Below are 14,128 nucleotides of genomic sequence, written 5' to 3'. Positions count from 1 at the left end.
TGCGATCAGGGTCGGGCTTAGTGCCGCGCCTGATTCTCGATACACTCCACCAGCTCCTTGAATGTCTGGCGGTTATGGTCGTTTAACGACATCAGAATTTTATGAGCTTCCAACACCCGGTCGCGGGCATCGCCTTCATCAACCGGCAAAGCTGGCTGTTCGTCAAGAGTCGACTGAGTAGCCGATTCGGGTCGGGAAACGATAGCGAAGACACGATCTCGAAACCCCATGGTTTCGATGAGTCGGGTGATGTCAGCGCGGGTGGATACGAGTGTGGGAACACGGCCCATGGCCGGGGTAGCAAGACGGGAAACCTTGGCCAGCATACCAAGGCTGGTGCTGTCGATGCCTTCTGCTTCGGTGACATCAACCGTCACAGACTGAAACACCGGGTCATCAACCATTCGGTATAGACAGCTGTCGAGCGTGGTACAGAGCGTCATCCGGACATCGCCTGTCAGCTTAATGACATAGGCACCTGATTTGTTCGCCATTAAAACTCGACCGGTACTCATTGAGGATACGACCTAGGCAATCTTTTCGACCGTTAGCACTGTGATGTCATCCGGCACAGCCTGGGTTTTACCCCTTTCGGTCATCTGCGCCAGAAATTGGAGCATAGTATGGGACGGGTCCGCACCCAACTCAAGTAAGTGCGCTTCCTTTTCTTGTAAACTGCCATCGTTGAGCAGTTCCAGAACACCATCAGACATAACCGACAGTCGTTCGAAATCTTGTAGCGACAATTCCCGTCCGTTAAACCCGACATCTTCAAACAAACCAACCGCCAGGTTTTCCGGCTCCAAAGCGCGTACCGATTGCGCAATACTCAGCACCGGCGCCGGAAAATGCGCCGCCGAGGCGTAACTCAGCTGCCCAGAGGCCGTATCCAGAACTCCATAAAATACCGTGGCGTGTTTGCCGGTCTGGGTTTTCAGTAACTCCTGATTGATCAGCGTCAGCACCTTAGAGGGGTGCAGCACGACATCTGAACTGCCGTTGTCGATTTCATCGCGCAGACGATCAATCTGGTTTTTGATCAGCAAGGTAATTAAGGCCGAGCTGGCTCCGTGACCAGAGACGTCGGCCACATAAAACACCACACGATCATTCGGCACCGGAAAATAATCGACCAGATCGCCACTGAGATAACTCGACGGCACCATACGATGGTTGATGCGATAACCGCCCCGCTCCAGCGGCTGCTCAGGCAACAGGCGTTGCTGGACCGCACGACCGGCCTGCAAGTCGAGTTTAAGTCGATCAACGTGGTCCTGCAGTTCCTGATTGCGCGCTTCCAACTCGACCCGATAACGGTAGTTCTCGCGTACCAACAACGACCGTTCCAGCGCCCGCTCGACCGAATGTTCGAGCACGCCCAGATCAACAATGGGTTTCATCAGGTAATCGCTGGCACCCAGGCGCAGCGCATCGACCACATCAGACATAACGCCGGCACCGGAAACAACGATAACCGGCACTTCATCGGTCACTTCCATGATGCGTCGCAACAACGTCAGGCCATCCATCACTGGCATGCGAATATCGCAAATCACTAAATCCAGGGATTCTTGCTCGAACAAAGCCAGGGCGGCTTCGCCGGTATCGGCCTCAAGTACGCTGTAACCGCTGTCTTCCAGGTAAGCGACGATGGAATCGCGTACCGCCTGGTCATCGTCCACGACCAGCAGTTTGGCGTCGGTGATCGGCATCTGGTTGACTTCCACTGCGAGATGGATGCAACTTAACGGGGCGGGGTCTGGAAAGCAATAGACCGCCATCCGCCATCGGCCAGACGAGGTGAGCATGAGCACAGCGGATCGAGATTATGACGAGAAAAGGGACTTCATTCGCATGCGGATGAACGCCCAGGCGCAAATCTTTATAGAGGGGGAGAGCACAGCATTAACCGCCCTGTGTCAGGATTTCAGTGCGGTGGGCATGAGCCTGATAATGGATCAACCACTGTCACTGGGAACCCAGATACGAGTGGTGATTGAATCGCCCAATGAGCAGCTGTCCTCATTAGACGCTCAGGCTGAAGTGGTGCGTTGCGACGCGGACGGCAATCAATACCGCCACGGCGTCGAGATACTCGGGCTGGATTAGGCAAAAACCTTAACCGGCCAGCACCTACGGCTAGAAACTTTCGTCGATGAAACCTTCATCGACGTAGCCTTCTTCGCTGCCATCTTCGTCGATAAAGGCATCCGACTTGACCTCGCCATCATTGACCTGGAACTCGCGCATCGAGAAGTAGGCTTCGCGAATGACCGGGTAGGTATCACCGGAAAACAGACCATCCGACGACAGCAAATCCGCCCGCGTCTGCAAGCCACTCACGACAAAAATTGCGCCCCGCTCCGCCGGCTCCAGCTCGACGTAGAGCAAAGGATCCTGCCAGAAATCCACCGCCCGACCAGTACCATCCCGTAACGATGACGGTCCCAATACCGGCAACACCAGATAAGGACCGTGACCAAGACCCCAGTAACCCAGTGTCTGACCAAAATCTTCCGGCACCGGTTCAATACCGACCCGTGTCGCCACATCAAAGAGGCCGACCACGCCGACCGTCGAATTTATGGCAAAACGTCCGGTCGCTGCCGCGGTGCGCTGCCATTTGCCCTGCAGCAGATTATTGCTGGCATTACGCACCTCTCCGAGGTTGGCGAACACATTACGCACCCCCTGCTCGGCGAAATTCGGCATCACCCAGCGATAGGCACGCGCTGCCGGCCGCACCAGCACGCGGTCGACACCGTTATTAAAGGAAAAAATCGCTCGATTCAGCGGCTCCAGTGGATCGCGATCGTCAGCAATGGCCTGGCCGGCGCCGAGCAATACCAGGCTCAGCACCAGAGAAGTTAAGGTTTGGGTGGTCTTGGAATTCAAAGCCGAATGATGCCTCAGGCTGTCGTGCGATAATCCTTCATCCAGTCTGCCAAGGCTTGTTCAGCACGGCTTTTGGACGGTCGGTTGGGGCGTTGTTCCTGGGCTTGAGCAACGCTGGCTTGTGCCAACAGGCGTTGTTCAAATTCACTGGGCTGACTGCGCACCTGCTTTTCCAGAGTTTTAACGCGGTTACCCACACCAATGGCGCCTTGGTTCATCATTTTCAATTCCTGGCGCAAAAAACGATCCTGATTGAGTAACTGCTGCTGCAGCTGTCGAATCTTGCGCGCATGGTGCCAAACAACACCGAGCAGCAAAATGGCGACAGCAGCGACGCCCCAGGAAGTCGGTTCCAATGATGCCAGCAAAGCCTGGCCAGTATGCAGCATTTCATTCAACATGACGGATCCCCTCCGTTTGATTATTGACGGTCGTCACACCCTGACCCTCTTTGTGCACAAAGCGGGCCAGTTCGGAGGGGAGCAATAAGTCAGCTGGGAATCAGGTAATAAGGGCGGCGCTCAAATTACAGCTCGGCAATTTCCTGCCATTCGCGTTCTGTGAGCAGTTTGGCGATTTCGATCAGAATTAAAAGTTCGTCGTTCTTGTGACAAACGCCCTGGATATAACGAGAGCTTTCATCATTTCCGACATTCGGTGCCGTTTCAATTTCGGACGCCTTCAGATACACCACCTCAGCGACTGAATCGACCAGAATACCGACCACCTGATTATCGGATTCGAGAATAACAATGCGGGTGTCGTCGGTCAGCTCAGCCGTCTGCAGCCCGAAACGCTCACGGGTATCGATCACCGTGACGACGTTACCGCGCAAATTAATGATGCCAATTACATAGCTCGGTGCACCCGGTACCGGTGAAATCTCGGAATACCGCAAGACTTCACGAACCTGCATCACGTTGAGACCATAAGTCTCGTTACCCAGCCGAAACGTCACCCATTGTAAAACCGAGTCATCACCGGCTTTGATGGTTTGCGCTGTCATAACAGAACCTCTTAATTCATCTGGTTAGCAACTATAGTAGAGTCCGCTCAGGCGTCCAGCTGGGCCGCTGAAATCAGCGTTTTAGAGCCGTTCGCGCAAAGGCGTGCAAATCCACCAGGGCACACATTTGATCAATCACCGTACCGGCCAACCAGGGTCGACTGGTGCGAGTGGAACGCCATTTCACCGCATCGGGGTGCAGGCTGATAGAGCCTTCTATGGAATGGCAGCCAAAAGCCCAATCCGAACCATGCACACCGACGGCATACTCCAGGCTTTCCTTACTTTCCGGCCGATAGCGCTCGGGCATCACCAGCTGAGCGGTATCGACCACGCGAATGTGGCGATCGGACTGAATCGGTAACAATCCCAGAAACCATTTCGGCTGATCGAACAAAGGCGTCAATTCTTTGTCCATTGGATGAATATTACCCAACAGCAATAACGGCACCGCCAATTTAAGGCCATCGACCACAAATACAAGACAATCAAAACGCTCCTGCCCCCAGACCGGTCGGCCGTTCTCCAACCAACGACTCAGGCCTTCATCCTCGGGCTCAAGCTCAGTGTCAAAATCAATGCCTGCTTGCGGCGCCTCGATCTCAGGTTCAGGCTCGAATACAGGCTCCGGTTCAAATACCGGTTCCGGCTGCTGTATTTCAGCCACCGGCTCAGGCTCAAACGACTGAGGTTCGGGCTCGGGCGGGACATCATCCCAGGTGGGCTCCGGTTCCGCTTGAGCCGTTTCTATTTCAGGTTCAGGTTCAGGTTCGACCACAGGTCCCGGGTCTGGCTGTACTGCCTCAACCTCAGGTTCCGGTTCTGCCTGAGCCACCTCTGGCTCTGGCTCTGGCTCTGGCTCTGGCTCTGGCTCTGGCTCTGGCTCTGGCTCTGGCTCTGGCTCTGGCTCTGGCTCTGGCTCTGGCTCTGGCTCTGGCTCTGGCTCTGGCTCTGGCTCTGGCTCTGGCTCTGGCTCTGGCTCTGGCTCTGGCTCTGGCTCTGGCTCGACAACAGCATCCTCGATCGCTGCTTCGGCTGCCAAGTCCAATTCTTCGTCTTCGGGCTCGCTGAAGGTGGCTTCATGCAGCATGGCATCCAGATAGGTTGCCAGAGTGCGATCAGCCGCCAGTTCGGTGCGAACCTCTGTTTCTGCCTTGTTATTCATCGCAAATGCCCACCCACGCGCCGGCTCAGCACAACACCGGAGCTAAAAAATAACGATTCAAGGTGAGCGCAATGCATCGATTCAACCTCACTCCATCGCCAACAGCGTTTTTAACAATGACTGATACGCCCGGGCGCCACGGGAATCCGGCGAGTAAAGTGAAATCGGCAAGCCTTCGCGGCTGGCATCACGAAAACGGGTGTCGACCGGAATAGCCGACTGCCAGATGCTGCCTTCGTACTGTTCGCGCAAGGTACGCAACGTCTTCAACGACGCCTGAGTACGACGGTCAAACATGGTTGGAATGATCAAATGCTGCAAACCGCGTTTTTGCGATGCCATCACCATGGAGATGGTATGAACCATCCGCTCCAGGCCCTTAAGCGCGAGAAACTCGGTCTGCACCGGCACCAGCAAGCGCTTGCACGCTGCCAGCGAATTAATCAGCAATACACCAAGCAAAGGCGGCGTATCGATCAGCGCATAGTCAAAATCGTCCCAGAGGTGCGCCAGTGTCTTGGACACCACCAGGCCCATGCCTTCCTGCTGACTGACGTTACGCTCCAGAGTAGCCAGAGCGGTCGACGCCGGCATCAGCGACATGCCCGGCTGGGAGGTTTCCTTGATCAGCTGCTTGGGCAAGTCTTCAGGCACCTTGCCCTTGGTCATAAACAGGTCGTAAGCACTGCGCTCCAGATCATCGGGGTTATAGCCGAAATAGCTGGTCAGAGAGCCCTGGGGATCCAGATCGAACACCAATACTCTGTGGCCCTTGTCGGCCAACATGGCGCCCAATGAAACCACCGAGGTGGTTTTCCCCACCCCGCCTTTTTGATTGGCAACGGACCAAACGTGCATGGACTCTCCTTAAACATCCGTTCTTCTTGTTCCGAAAGCGGCCAAAACCTGCCCTCGGACCAAGGACCGCTTCAGGGTTTAGCAACTTCCGGACCAACTGGCGCAGACGTTGATGATATCAGGCTATTAGGCCCGTTCAGCCGCGTAACAACAATACTGACCCGCCGGTTTCGTGCGGCTCGCTGGGCGTTGGTCTCATCAAAGCGCGGTTGATATTCCCCAAACCCTACGGCGGATAGGCGTTCGCCGGCAATTCCCGCCGTCTGCAAATAGCGGACGACATTCGCCGCCCGGGTAACCGATAAGGTCCAATTATCGTCAAACTGACCACCCGGTGGTGATTGATCAGTATAGCCCTCAACGGCCACCGGTTGCTGCAATGGACTCAATAAGGCCGCCACTTCATAGAGAATGGCTTCCGCTTGTGCCGTTATATCGGCCGATCCGGGCAAAAATAAAACCGGTTCCTCTAAATTGATTTCCAGCCATTCGCTATTACCACTGACGCTGATTAACTGATCATCAATACGCTGGGCAAAGTGTTCTTCCAACTGCTGGCGTAATTCCAATAAGGTCGATTCCTGATGATAGGGCTGGGTATCAGCCAGATTCTCACGAGTACTGGGAATCGGTTCAGGACGATACAACGGATTAAAAAAATCCGGGCCCGCCGGCGTTGTTTCCAACTCAATCGGATCAATACTGCTCGGCTCAACATTGAATATCTGTAACAGATTACGACTGACCGCCTCAAACTTTCCGCTATCAACCGAAGAAATGGCGTAGAGAAACACAAAGAAGGCGAACAATAACGTCAAAAAATCGGCGTACGATAAAATCCAGCGTTGCGACTGATTGGCGCTGAAGCGTTGATTGCGACGACGCCGGCGTCTCATTCACCATACTCCTTCAGGCGACGCTCCAGAACTCTGGGGTTTTCACTATCGGCAATCGCCAGCATGCCATCGAGCACCATCTCATCAAACGCAAAACGTTCTTCAGCCAGGGTTCTCAGGCGAGCAGCAACGGGAAGGAAGAACAGGTTGGCGAGACCAACACCATAGATGGTCGCCACGAAAGCGGTGGCAATACCGCCGCCAAGCGCCTGGGTATCTTCAATCTGGGTCATCACCTGAATCAGTCCCAGAACGGCACCAATAATCCCCATGGTCGGCGCATAGCCACCCAGGGAATCGAACAACTGAGCCGCTTTCAGCCAACGTCCTTCGCGAGTGTCCATCGACACTTCAAGGCTGCGCTGAATTTTGTCGCTGGGCTCACCATCAACCAGCAATTGCAGGCCCAAGCGCATAAAGTCGTCAGCCTCGCTATTGGAGTCGGCTTCCAGCGCCAGCAGCCCTTTTTTACGGGCTAACTGACACCAGCGCACCAGCTTCGCTTGAGCGTTGCTGAGCGCCCAGTCAGGGCCGCTGAATACGGATGGGAAATAGCGCCAGGCCAGGCGCCAGGTGGCAGTGTCTGACTGCACCAGACCAGCCGCCAGAGTCCCGCCCAAGACAATAGCGGCGGCCGGCAGGTTGGTGAGTGAACCGATATGGCCGCCTTCCAGCAGATGGCCGCCAAAGACAGCAAACCAGGCCAGCAGCAACCCAAAAAACGCGATCATGGTGTAGGTCCCCTGCGTTCAAAACCCCGAATCAGGCCGACACCACCTCTATCAGGCGATTGGCGACTTCATTCAAAGCGATGACTTCATCAGCCAAATTGGCTTTGACCACTGCAGAAGGCATGCCATCAATCACACAGGTCGATGACTCTTGCGCCCAAACCACCCCATCACTGTCTTTGATCAGGCGAGCGCCTTCGCGACCATCGGCGCCCATGCCGGTCAACACCACCGCCAGAATGTTCTTGCCATAGTACTTAACCGCGCTGCCAAAGGTGACATCGACCGAGGGTTTGTAATTGAGTCGCTCATCGCCTTCAAAGATACGCAGCCGATTCTTGCCGGAGAACATCATCTGCAGGCCGCCTGGCGCCAACAGCGCTTCACCGGCTTTGAGGCTGTCACCATCACTGGCTTCACGTACGCTCAGCGCGCACTGCCGATCAAGCCGTTCGGCAAAAGCGCCGGTAAAGCTGCCCGGCATATGCTGGATCATCAGGATCGGCGCTGGGAAGTTGGCCGGTATTTGCGTCAGTACCTTCTGTAGTGCAACCGGACCACCGGTGGAGGTACCGATCATCACCAGATCAAAACGCTGCGCATAACGCTTGCGTCGACCTGCCTGAGCCGGTGCCGGTTTTTCCGGCGGCGGTGGCACCGCATCCAGACCGGTCGCCCGGGGACGGGCCTGACCGGCGATGGCAATGATCTTTTCACACAGCGCTTTTTTCAGCGCCGAAGGACCATCGGCGACGTTTTCATAACTTTTGGGCAGGTAATCGACCGCACCGGCATCCAGGGCATCCAGCGTAACCCGGGCGCCCGACTGGGTCAGGGACGAAAACATCAGGATAGGCGTCGGCTGGCGGTTCATGATTTCACGAACCGCCGAGATGCCATCCATCATGGGCATTTCATAGTCCATGGTGATGACATCGGGCTTGAGGCGCACCGCCAGATCGATGGCTTCACGGCCATTGGACGCTTCACCAACCACCTTCAGCTGAGGATGGGCGTCAATCAGTCCACGAATCCGGGTTCGAAAGAAGCTGGAATCGTCAACGATCATCACCGAGATGGGCATTCAATTCTCCTTAATTGGGCAAACGCCCGCATCAATCCGCAGCGGAATAGGCTTTCAATAAGCCAGGGACGTCAATAATCAGTGCGATACGGCCATCACCCGTGATGGTCGCACCTGCCATGCCTTCCGTGCCTTGTAACATCTGCCCAAGAGGTTTAATCACCACCTCTTCCTGACCAACCAGTTGGTCAACCACAAAGCCGACTTTCTGAGTACCGACAGACACCACGACCACATGACCGGCTTCTTCTTTGGGGTCACTGCGATGGCCTTTAACCAGCCAGCGTTTGAGGTAATAGAGCGGCAAGGGTTTGCCTCGCACCATCACCACTTCTTTACCATCGACAACGTTGGTTCGACTCAGATCGAGATGGAAAATTTCATCCACGTTAACCAATGGCAAGGCAAATGCCTGATCACCCAACATCACCATCAGCGTCGGCATAATGGCCAGCGTCAGCGGTACCTTGATGCGAATGGTGGTACCACGGCCTTTTTCCGAATCGATATCAATGGTGCCGTTCAACTGACTGATTTTGGTCTTAACCACGTCCATGCCCACACCGCGGCCGGAGATATCGGAGATCTCGGTCTTGGTACTGAAGCCGGGCGCAAAAATCAGGTTATAGCATTCGTTGTCGGTCAGACGGTCGGCCGCTTCCTGATCCATGACCCCGCGTTTAACGGCAATACCGCGCAGCACATTGGGGTCCATGCCGCCGCCGTCGTCACGGATCATCAAAAGGATGTGATCACCTTCCTGCTCGGCTGACAGCACCACTTCACCGGCGCGCGGCTTGCCGGCAGCAGCACGCACGTCAGGCATCTCGACACCGTGGTCGACCGAGTTGCGGACCAAGTGCACCAAAGGATCGGCCAGCGCATCGACCAGGTTTTTATCGAGGTCGGTTTCTTCCCCGACCAATTGCAGATTCACTTCTTTTTTCAGGCTGCGCGCCAGATCCCGAACCACGCGCGGGAACCGACCAAAGACTTTTTTGATCGGCTGCATCCGGGTTTTCATCACCGAGGTTTGCAGATCACCGGTCACGACGTTGAGGTTACTCACCGCCTTCTGCAGCATTTCGTTTTCCAACTCACTGCCCAGACGCATCAGACGGTTACGAACCAACGTCAGTTCGCCCACCATGTTCATGATGTCGTCGAGTCGTTTGGTGTCGACACGCACGGTGGTATCGCCACCGGCAGCCGCCCGCTGTGGTTCGCCGCCAGCGGCTTTAGCGGGCGCCTTGGCTTCTGCGGGCTTGGCTTCAGCTTTAGGTGCCGCCTGGGGTTCCGGCTTGGCTGCCGCCTTGGGCTCTGGTTTGGCTGCAGCTTTCGGCGCTTCGGCTTTGGGTTTGGCATCGTCTGCCGATGCAGCCGCAGCTTCGTCAGCACCTGCTTTAAACTGACCCTTGCCGTGCAGTTCATCCAGCAGCGCTTCAAATTCATCATCCGTGATTTCGTTACTGTTCGAGGCCGCCGCAGCCGGAGCCGCAGGCTTCTCTTCTTTCGCTGGCGCCTCATCGCCGCCCGCTGCCTTGAACTGACCTTTACCGTGTAACTCGTCCAGCAACGCTTCAAATTCGTCATCGGTAATTTCATCACCACTGCCAGTCAGTTCACTGGCAGCCGGCGGAGGCGTTGAAGATTCTGAGCCCGACGCCGGCGCTGATCCGGCCTGATCGTTCGGGGAAATGGCGTCAAGTAATTCTTCAAATTCGGCATCGGTGATGTCATCACCGGGCTTGGGGGCATCCTGGGCGACGCTGGAAGCTGCCTCGTCGGTGTCTGCTGCCACAGCTTCTTCGGCTTCAGCAGGGGCTTCGTCCGCCGAAGCCGGCGCAGCGTATCGATGCAGCAGCGCCACCAGTTCTTCATCAGCAGGCTGAGGTGTTTCGCCATTACTGACTTGAGCGAACATTTCGTTGACGTTATCGAGGCCACGCAACACGGCATCCATCAGATCAGCATCGATCTGACGCAAGCCATTACGCAACGTATCGAAGACGTTTTCCGCAGCGTGGCAACAATCGACCAAGGGTGTCAGTTGCAAAAAACCAGCGCCGCCTTTAACGGTGTGAAAGCCCCGGAAAATGGCGTTGAGCAAATCCCGGTCGTCCGGGCTGCGCTCCAGTTCAATCAGCTGTTCGGACAATTGCTCTAGAATTTCACCAGCCTCAACCAGGAAATCCTGTAAAATCTCTTCGTCCGCTTCGAAGCCCATGCTGCTCTCCTAGACCCCAATCAAAAACCAAGACTGGACAATAGATCGTCCACATCGTCCTGGCTGGATACGACACCCTCAGCATTGGCATTGATCTGAGGTCCTTCGCCTTTATCGCTGACTTCAGCGGTCTTATCGGCGTCAACCTCTGGGCCTTCGCGAACGATGCCAGTTATTTCATCGACCTGGCTGGCCATAAAGACCAAATCCACCAGACTGGCTTCGACCTCCTTGACCAAACTGGTAACTTTATTAATGACCTGACCGGTCAAATCCTGAAAATCCTGTGCCAGCAAAATGCTCGACAGATTGCTATAGAGCGTTTCAGATTGATCATTCAGCAGAGTAAAAAACCCGTCTAAATGCCAATACAGCGAACGAAACTCTTCGGCGCTCATATCCCGATCGACCAGGCGCTTCCACTCGCTTTTCAGACGCGCAGATTCTTCCTTTAACGCACCGGCCACCGGCATGCTTTCTTCGACCAGATCCAAGGTGGTATTGGCCGCTTTTTCCGTCAAAGTAACGACATAACCCAGTCGGTCAGTGGCTTCGGACATTTCCGAAAGCTCCTGCACGCCTTCACCAGGCTTGGCATCAATATGAAAGTTGGTGATGGCGCTGTGCAACGCTCGGGTGAGCCGGCCGACTTCCTGATAGAGCCCCCGATCACGCGCATCCTGCAATTCCTGGAGCGTTTCCAGCGCCGATTCGGTTTCCCCTGCTTCAATACGCTGATGCAGTTCTGCGGCCTTTTCTTTCAATAAATCGGAAAAGGTAGTTCCGGCATAATGCTCGGTCCGGGCCTGTTGTAGCTTAGCCAGAATCGCAACCGCTTCGTCCATATTCTCGTGCTGCACCTGCTCCAGCAGAGCTGGAACCATGGCTTTAAGCGCATCTAGAAACTCAGGAGATAATTTTTTGTTGTCTGGATCAGCCATAACGGCCTCTTTGGTCAACCCTTAACACCGGCTATCAGCCATCTACCCGTTCGAAGATTTTATCGATCTTCTCTTTCAAGGCGGCCGCAGTGAACGGCTTGACGACATAGCCATTAACGCCTGCCTGAGCAGCAGCAACGATCTGATCGCGCTTGGCTTCAGCGGTAACCATCAAGACGGGAATGGATTTCAGACGTTCGTCCGAACGAATTTTCTTGAGCAGTTCGATACCGGTCATACCCGGCATGTTCCAGTCGGTTACCACAAAGTCGAAATCGCTGCTTTGCAACATCGGCCATGCACTGGAACCATCGTCCGCTTCGTGGGTGTTACTGAAGCCCAGGTCGCGCAAAAGATTCTTAACAATGCGCCGCATTGTTGAAAAATCGTCGACAACCAGGATTTTCATGTTCTTGTCCAAGATGACCTCCTCTAGCCTCACCCGACAAACTGCTTACTGTCTTTATGATAGACGCTGGTAACCGGCTATCCAGTCTTGAGAATGCCTTTTCACTGACCGTCGTGGCTCTAAGCGCTAACTCAAGCCCAATTGTGTTACCACAACTGCGAATGAGAGCACCCACAAGACTCGTCAAGGTCTGTTGGCATCTGTATCGACCGGTGATCGCGATAGTTTAGAGCGTCCGGAAGCCGACTAGTCTACCCCAACAGCGGCCGTGATACAGCCTGACTGAAAGGGCAAATACAAGTGGCTACCACTCGCTCATACGGGCACGCAGGCGCATGGCGGCCTGGGTATGGATTTGACTGATGCGGGATTCACTGACGCCCAGAACAGCGCCAATTTCCTTGAGGTTGAGCTCTTCGTCGTAATACAGCGACAACACCAGTTGCTCACGTTCTGGTAACTGCTTGATGGCGTCAGCCAACTGGTGATTACGCTGGTCAGACTCTACTTCCGAATGCGGTGCCAGGTGCTGGCTGTTACCCACCTGGTAATCCTGCAGATCACCATTGCCCTGCTCCATCAGCTCTTCAAAGCTGAACAGACGTGAGCCTTGAGTGTCTTTGAGCAGGGAGTAGTAGTCGTCCAGACTCATCTCCAGCACAGCGGCTACTTCCTGATCCTGGGCATCGCGGCCTTCACGCATTTCAATTTCGCGAATAGCATCGGCAATGCGGCGCGAATTGCGGTGTACGGAACGCGGAATCCAGTCACCCTTACGCACTTCATCGAGCATGGCGCCGCGGATGCGAATGCCGGCGTAGGTTTCGAAACTGGCACCCTTGGTATGATCGTAATTCTGTGCAGCCTCAAACAAGCCGATCATGCCCGATTGCACCAGGTCTTCCAGCTGTACGCTTTCTGGCAGACGAGCCAGCAAGTGATGGGCAATGCGCTTGACCAGCACACCCTGCTCGTTTACCAGGCGGTCGTAATCGACCTTTTTTTCGGTCTGATACATAGTGTAATGCTGCACCGACATGTCAGGCGACTCCAGTAGTCCCCTGGACCAGCCGCTCCACAAAAAATTCGAGATTTCCCCGAGGTGTGGTTGGCAAGGGCCAGGTCGCGACCTTCTGGGCCAGTGAACGATAAGCGATCGCGGCTTTGGACCGCGGATACGCCTCGACAACGGCCTTCTGGCGCTGGACGGCCTTACGTACCGATTCATCCATGGGTACTGAGCCGACATATTGAAGCGTCACATCTAAAAAGCGATCCGTGACCTTCGATAATTTATTGAACAGCGCCTGACCTTCATTGGGCGTACGGACCATATTAGCCAACACCCTGAATCGATCCATCTTACAGTCGCGGTTCAACACCTTGATCAAAGCATAAGCATCGGTCACTGACGTGGGTTCGTCAGTCACTACGATCAGTGTTTCCTGAGCGGCGCGAACAAAGGACGTCACCGTCCGCGAAATACCCGCGGCGGTATCGACGATCAATACATCCATATCGTCGCCCAGATCACTGAATGCACCGATGATACCTGCGTGTTCCTGTTCGCCCAGGTTGGCCATGCGCTGGGTGCCAGACGAAGCCGGAATAATGCGAATGCCACCGGGGCCGGGTACCAGGATATCGCGCAACTCTGCCTCGCCAGACAATACATCGCCGATATTGCGGCCGGACGAAACGCCCAGCAGCACATCAATATTGGCCAAGCCCAAATCGGCATCCAGCAGCACCACTCGCTTGCCCTGCTCTGCCAATGCGACGGCCGTGTTGACGGACACATTGCTTTTACCCACGCCACCCTTACCACCGGTGACGGCCAGTACCTGTATCGGTTTCAAACCACTCATTCGCTCGTTTAACTCCGTTGGCCCAGTATAGGCAATTACCATCGTCTT

16 protein-coding genes are annotated in these 14,128 nt (G+C 55.0%); 1 reads left to right on the top strand and 15 read right to left on the bottom strand.

Annotated features, from left to right (window positions below; translation table 11 throughout):
• Window positions 1-17: 17 nt before the first annotated feature.
• Both ACXAE6_RS13950 and ACXAE6_RS13945 read right to left on the bottom strand, forming a co-directional pair.
• Complete coding sequence (locus tag ACXAE6_RS13950) at window positions 18-494, bottom strand: STAS domain-containing protein (RefSeq protein WP_475149439.1); 477 nt, start codon at window positions 492-494, stop codon at window positions 18-20.
• Window positions 495-527: 33 nt separating this feature from the next.
• Entirely contained in the window at window positions 528-1,712 is a 1,185-nt protein-coding gene (locus ACXAE6_RS13945; protein ID WP_475149435.1) for a SpoIIE family protein phosphatase, read from the bottom strand.
• Window positions 1,713-1,806: 94 nt separating this feature from the next.
• Here ACXAE6_RS13945 and ACXAE6_RS13940 point away from each other — a divergent pair, with 94 nt between their 5' ends.
• Window positions 1,807-2,109 (top strand): PilZ domain-containing protein, encoded by a 303-nt coding sequence (locus ACXAE6_RS13940; protein WP_475149429.1) that lies wholly within the window; start codon window positions 1,807-1,809, stop codon window positions 2,107-2,109.
• A 30-nt stretch (window positions 2,110-2,139) separates the two neighbouring features.
• On the opposite strand, the gene ACXAE6_RS13935 is transcribed toward ACXAE6_RS13940, so the two are convergent.
• The 13 genes from ACXAE6_RS13935 to ACXAE6_RS13875 form a co-directional block, all read right to left on the bottom strand.
• The gene (locus ACXAE6_RS13935; RefSeq protein ID WP_475149426.1) at window positions 2,140-2,895 is read right to left on the bottom strand and encodes an MlaA family lipoprotein; all 756 of its coding nucleotides are present in this window, start codon (window positions 2,893-2,895) and stop codon (window positions 2,140-2,142) included.
• A gap of 14 nt (window positions 2,896-2,909) precedes the next feature.
• On the bottom strand, window positions 2,910-3,296 hold the full coding sequence (locus ACXAE6_RS13930) for a hypothetical protein (protein WP_392803814.1): 387 nt from the start codon (window positions 3,294-3,296) through the stop codon (window positions 2,910-2,912).
• 125 nt (window positions 3,297-3,421) lie between these two features.
• Window positions 3,422-3,901: a chemotaxis protein CheW gene (locus ACXAE6_RS13925; RefSeq protein ID WP_108165415.1), complete on the bottom strand. Its 480-nt coding sequence runs from the start codon at window positions 3,899-3,901 to the stop codon at window positions 3,422-3,424.
• Window positions 3,902-3,974: 73 nt separating this feature from the next.
• The gene (locus ACXAE6_RS13920) at window positions 3,975-5,066 is read right to left on the bottom strand and encodes a chemotaxis protein CheW (RefSeq protein WP_475149421.1); all 1,092 of its coding nucleotides are present in this window, start codon (window positions 5,064-5,066) and stop codon (window positions 3,975-3,977) included.
• 87 nt (window positions 5,067-5,153) lie between these two features.
• Window positions 5,154-5,924, bottom strand: a complete 771-nt coding sequence (locus tag ACXAE6_RS13915) for a ParA family protein (RefSeq protein ID WP_392803819.1) — start codon at window positions 5,922-5,924, stop codon at window positions 5,154-5,156.
• Window positions 5,925-5,995: 71 nt separating this feature from the next.
• The gene (locus ACXAE6_RS13910) at window positions 5,996-6,820 is read right to left on the bottom strand and encodes an OmpA family protein (RefSeq protein WP_475149417.1); all 825 of its coding nucleotides are present in this window, start codon (window positions 6,818-6,820) and stop codon (window positions 5,996-5,998) included.
• Window positions 6,817-7,551: a flagellar motor protein gene (locus ACXAE6_RS13905; RefSeq protein ID WP_475149414.1), complete on the bottom strand. Its 735-nt coding sequence runs from the start codon at window positions 7,549-7,551 to the stop codon at window positions 6,817-6,819. Before ACXAE6_RS13905 ends, ACXAE6_RS13910 begins: the two co-directional genes overlap by 4 nt.
• A 31-nt stretch (window positions 7,552-7,582) precedes the next feature.
• On the bottom strand, window positions 7,583-8,635 hold the full coding sequence (locus tag ACXAE6_RS13900) for a protein-glutamate methylesterase/protein-glutamine glutaminase (RefSeq protein ID WP_392803825.1): 1,053 nt from the start codon (window positions 8,633-8,635) through the stop codon (window positions 7,583-7,585).
• 31 nt (window positions 8,636-8,666) lie between these two features.
• On the bottom strand, window positions 8,667-10,862 hold the full coding sequence (locus ACXAE6_RS13895; RefSeq protein WP_475149411.1) for a chemotaxis protein CheA: 2,196 nt from the start codon (window positions 10,860-10,862) through the stop codon (window positions 8,667-8,669).
• Window positions 10,863-10,882: 20 nt separating this feature from the next.
• A complete protein-coding gene (locus ACXAE6_RS13890) occupies window positions 10,883-11,803 on the bottom strand; it encodes a protein phosphatase CheZ (RefSeq protein WP_475149408.1) in 921 nt (306 codons plus the stop codon).
• A gap of 34 nt (window positions 11,804-11,837) precedes the next feature.
• Entirely contained in the window at window positions 11,838-12,212 is a 375-nt protein-coding gene (cheY, locus tag ACXAE6_RS13885) for a chemotaxis response regulator CheY (RefSeq protein WP_475149405.1), read from the bottom strand.
• A 304-nt stretch (window positions 12,213-12,516) separates the two neighbouring features.
• On the bottom strand, window positions 12,517-13,230 hold the full coding sequence (locus tag ACXAE6_RS13880) for an RNA polymerase sigma factor FliA (RefSeq protein WP_392804191.1): 714 nt from the start codon (window positions 13,228-13,230) through the stop codon (window positions 12,517-12,519).
• 22 nt (window positions 13,231-13,252) lie between these two features.
• Complete coding sequence (locus ACXAE6_RS13875) at window positions 13,253-14,080, bottom strand: MinD/ParA family protein (protein WP_475149403.1); 828 nt, start codon at window positions 14,078-14,080, stop codon at window positions 13,253-13,255.
• Window positions 14,081-14,128: the final 48 nt, after the last annotated feature.

The sequence above is a fragment of the Saccharospirillum sp. ABV4_185 genome, from assembly GCF_056159245.1.
This window is presented reverse-complemented; position numbering and strand designations above follow the sequence as displayed.

Coding starts and splice junctions, on each gene's coding strand:
- ACXAE6_RS13950 (WP_475149439.1), bottom strand. CDS start 494: ATGGCGAACAAATCAGGTGCCTATGTCATTAAGCTGACAGGCGATGTC.
- ACXAE6_RS13945 (WP_475149435.1), bottom strand. CDS start 1,712: ATGCCGATCACCGACGCCAAACTGCTGGTCGTGGACGATGACCAGGCG.
- ACXAE6_RS13940 (WP_475149429.1), top strand. CDS start 1,807: ATGAGCACAGCGGATCGAGATTATGACGAGAAAAGGGACTTCATTCGC.
- ACXAE6_RS13930 (WP_392803814.1), bottom strand. CDS start 3,296: ATGTTGAATGAAATGCTGCATACTGGCCAGGCTTTGCTGGCATCATTG.
- ACXAE6_RS13925 (WP_108165415.1), bottom strand. CDS start 3,901: ATGACAGCGCAAACCATCAAAGCCGGTGATGACTCGGTTTTACAATGG.
- ACXAE6_RS13920 (WP_475149421.1), bottom strand. CDS start 5,066: ATGAATAACAAGGCAGAAACAGAGGTTCGCACCGAACTGGCGGCTGAT.
- ACXAE6_RS13915 (WP_392803819.1), bottom strand. CDS start 5,924: ATGCACGTTTGGTCCGTTGCCAATCAAAAAGGCGGGGTGGGGAAAACC.
- ACXAE6_RS13910 (WP_475149417.1), bottom strand. CDS start 6,820: ATGAGACGCCGGCGTCGTCGCAATCAACGCTTCAGCGCCAATCAGTCG.
- ACXAE6_RS13905 (WP_475149414.1), bottom strand. CDS start 7,551: ATGATCGCGTTTTTTGGGTTGCTGCTGGCCTGGTTTGCTGTCTTTGGC.
- ACXAE6_RS13900 (WP_392803825.1), bottom strand. CDS start 8,635: ATGCCCATCTCGGTGATGATCGTTGACGATTCCAGCTTCTTTCGAACC.
- ACXAE6_RS13895 (WP_475149411.1), bottom strand. CDS start 10,862: ATGGGCTTCGAAGCGGACGAAGAGATTTTACAGGATTTCCTGGTTGAG.
- ACXAE6_RS13890 (WP_475149408.1), bottom strand. CDS start 11,803: ATGGCTGATCCAGACAACAAAAAATTATCTCCTGAGTTTCTAGATGCG.
- cheY (WP_475149405.1), bottom strand. CDS start 12,212: ATGAAAATCCTGGTTGTCGACGATTTTTCAACAATGCGGCGCATTGTT.
- ACXAE6_RS13880 (WP_392804191.1), bottom strand. CDS start 13,230: ATGTATCAGACCGAAAAAAAGGTCGATTACGACCGCCTGGTAAACGAG.
- ACXAE6_RS13875 (WP_475149403.1), bottom strand. CDS start 14,080: ATGAGTGGTTTGAAACCGATACAGGTACTGGCCGTCACCGGTGGTAAG.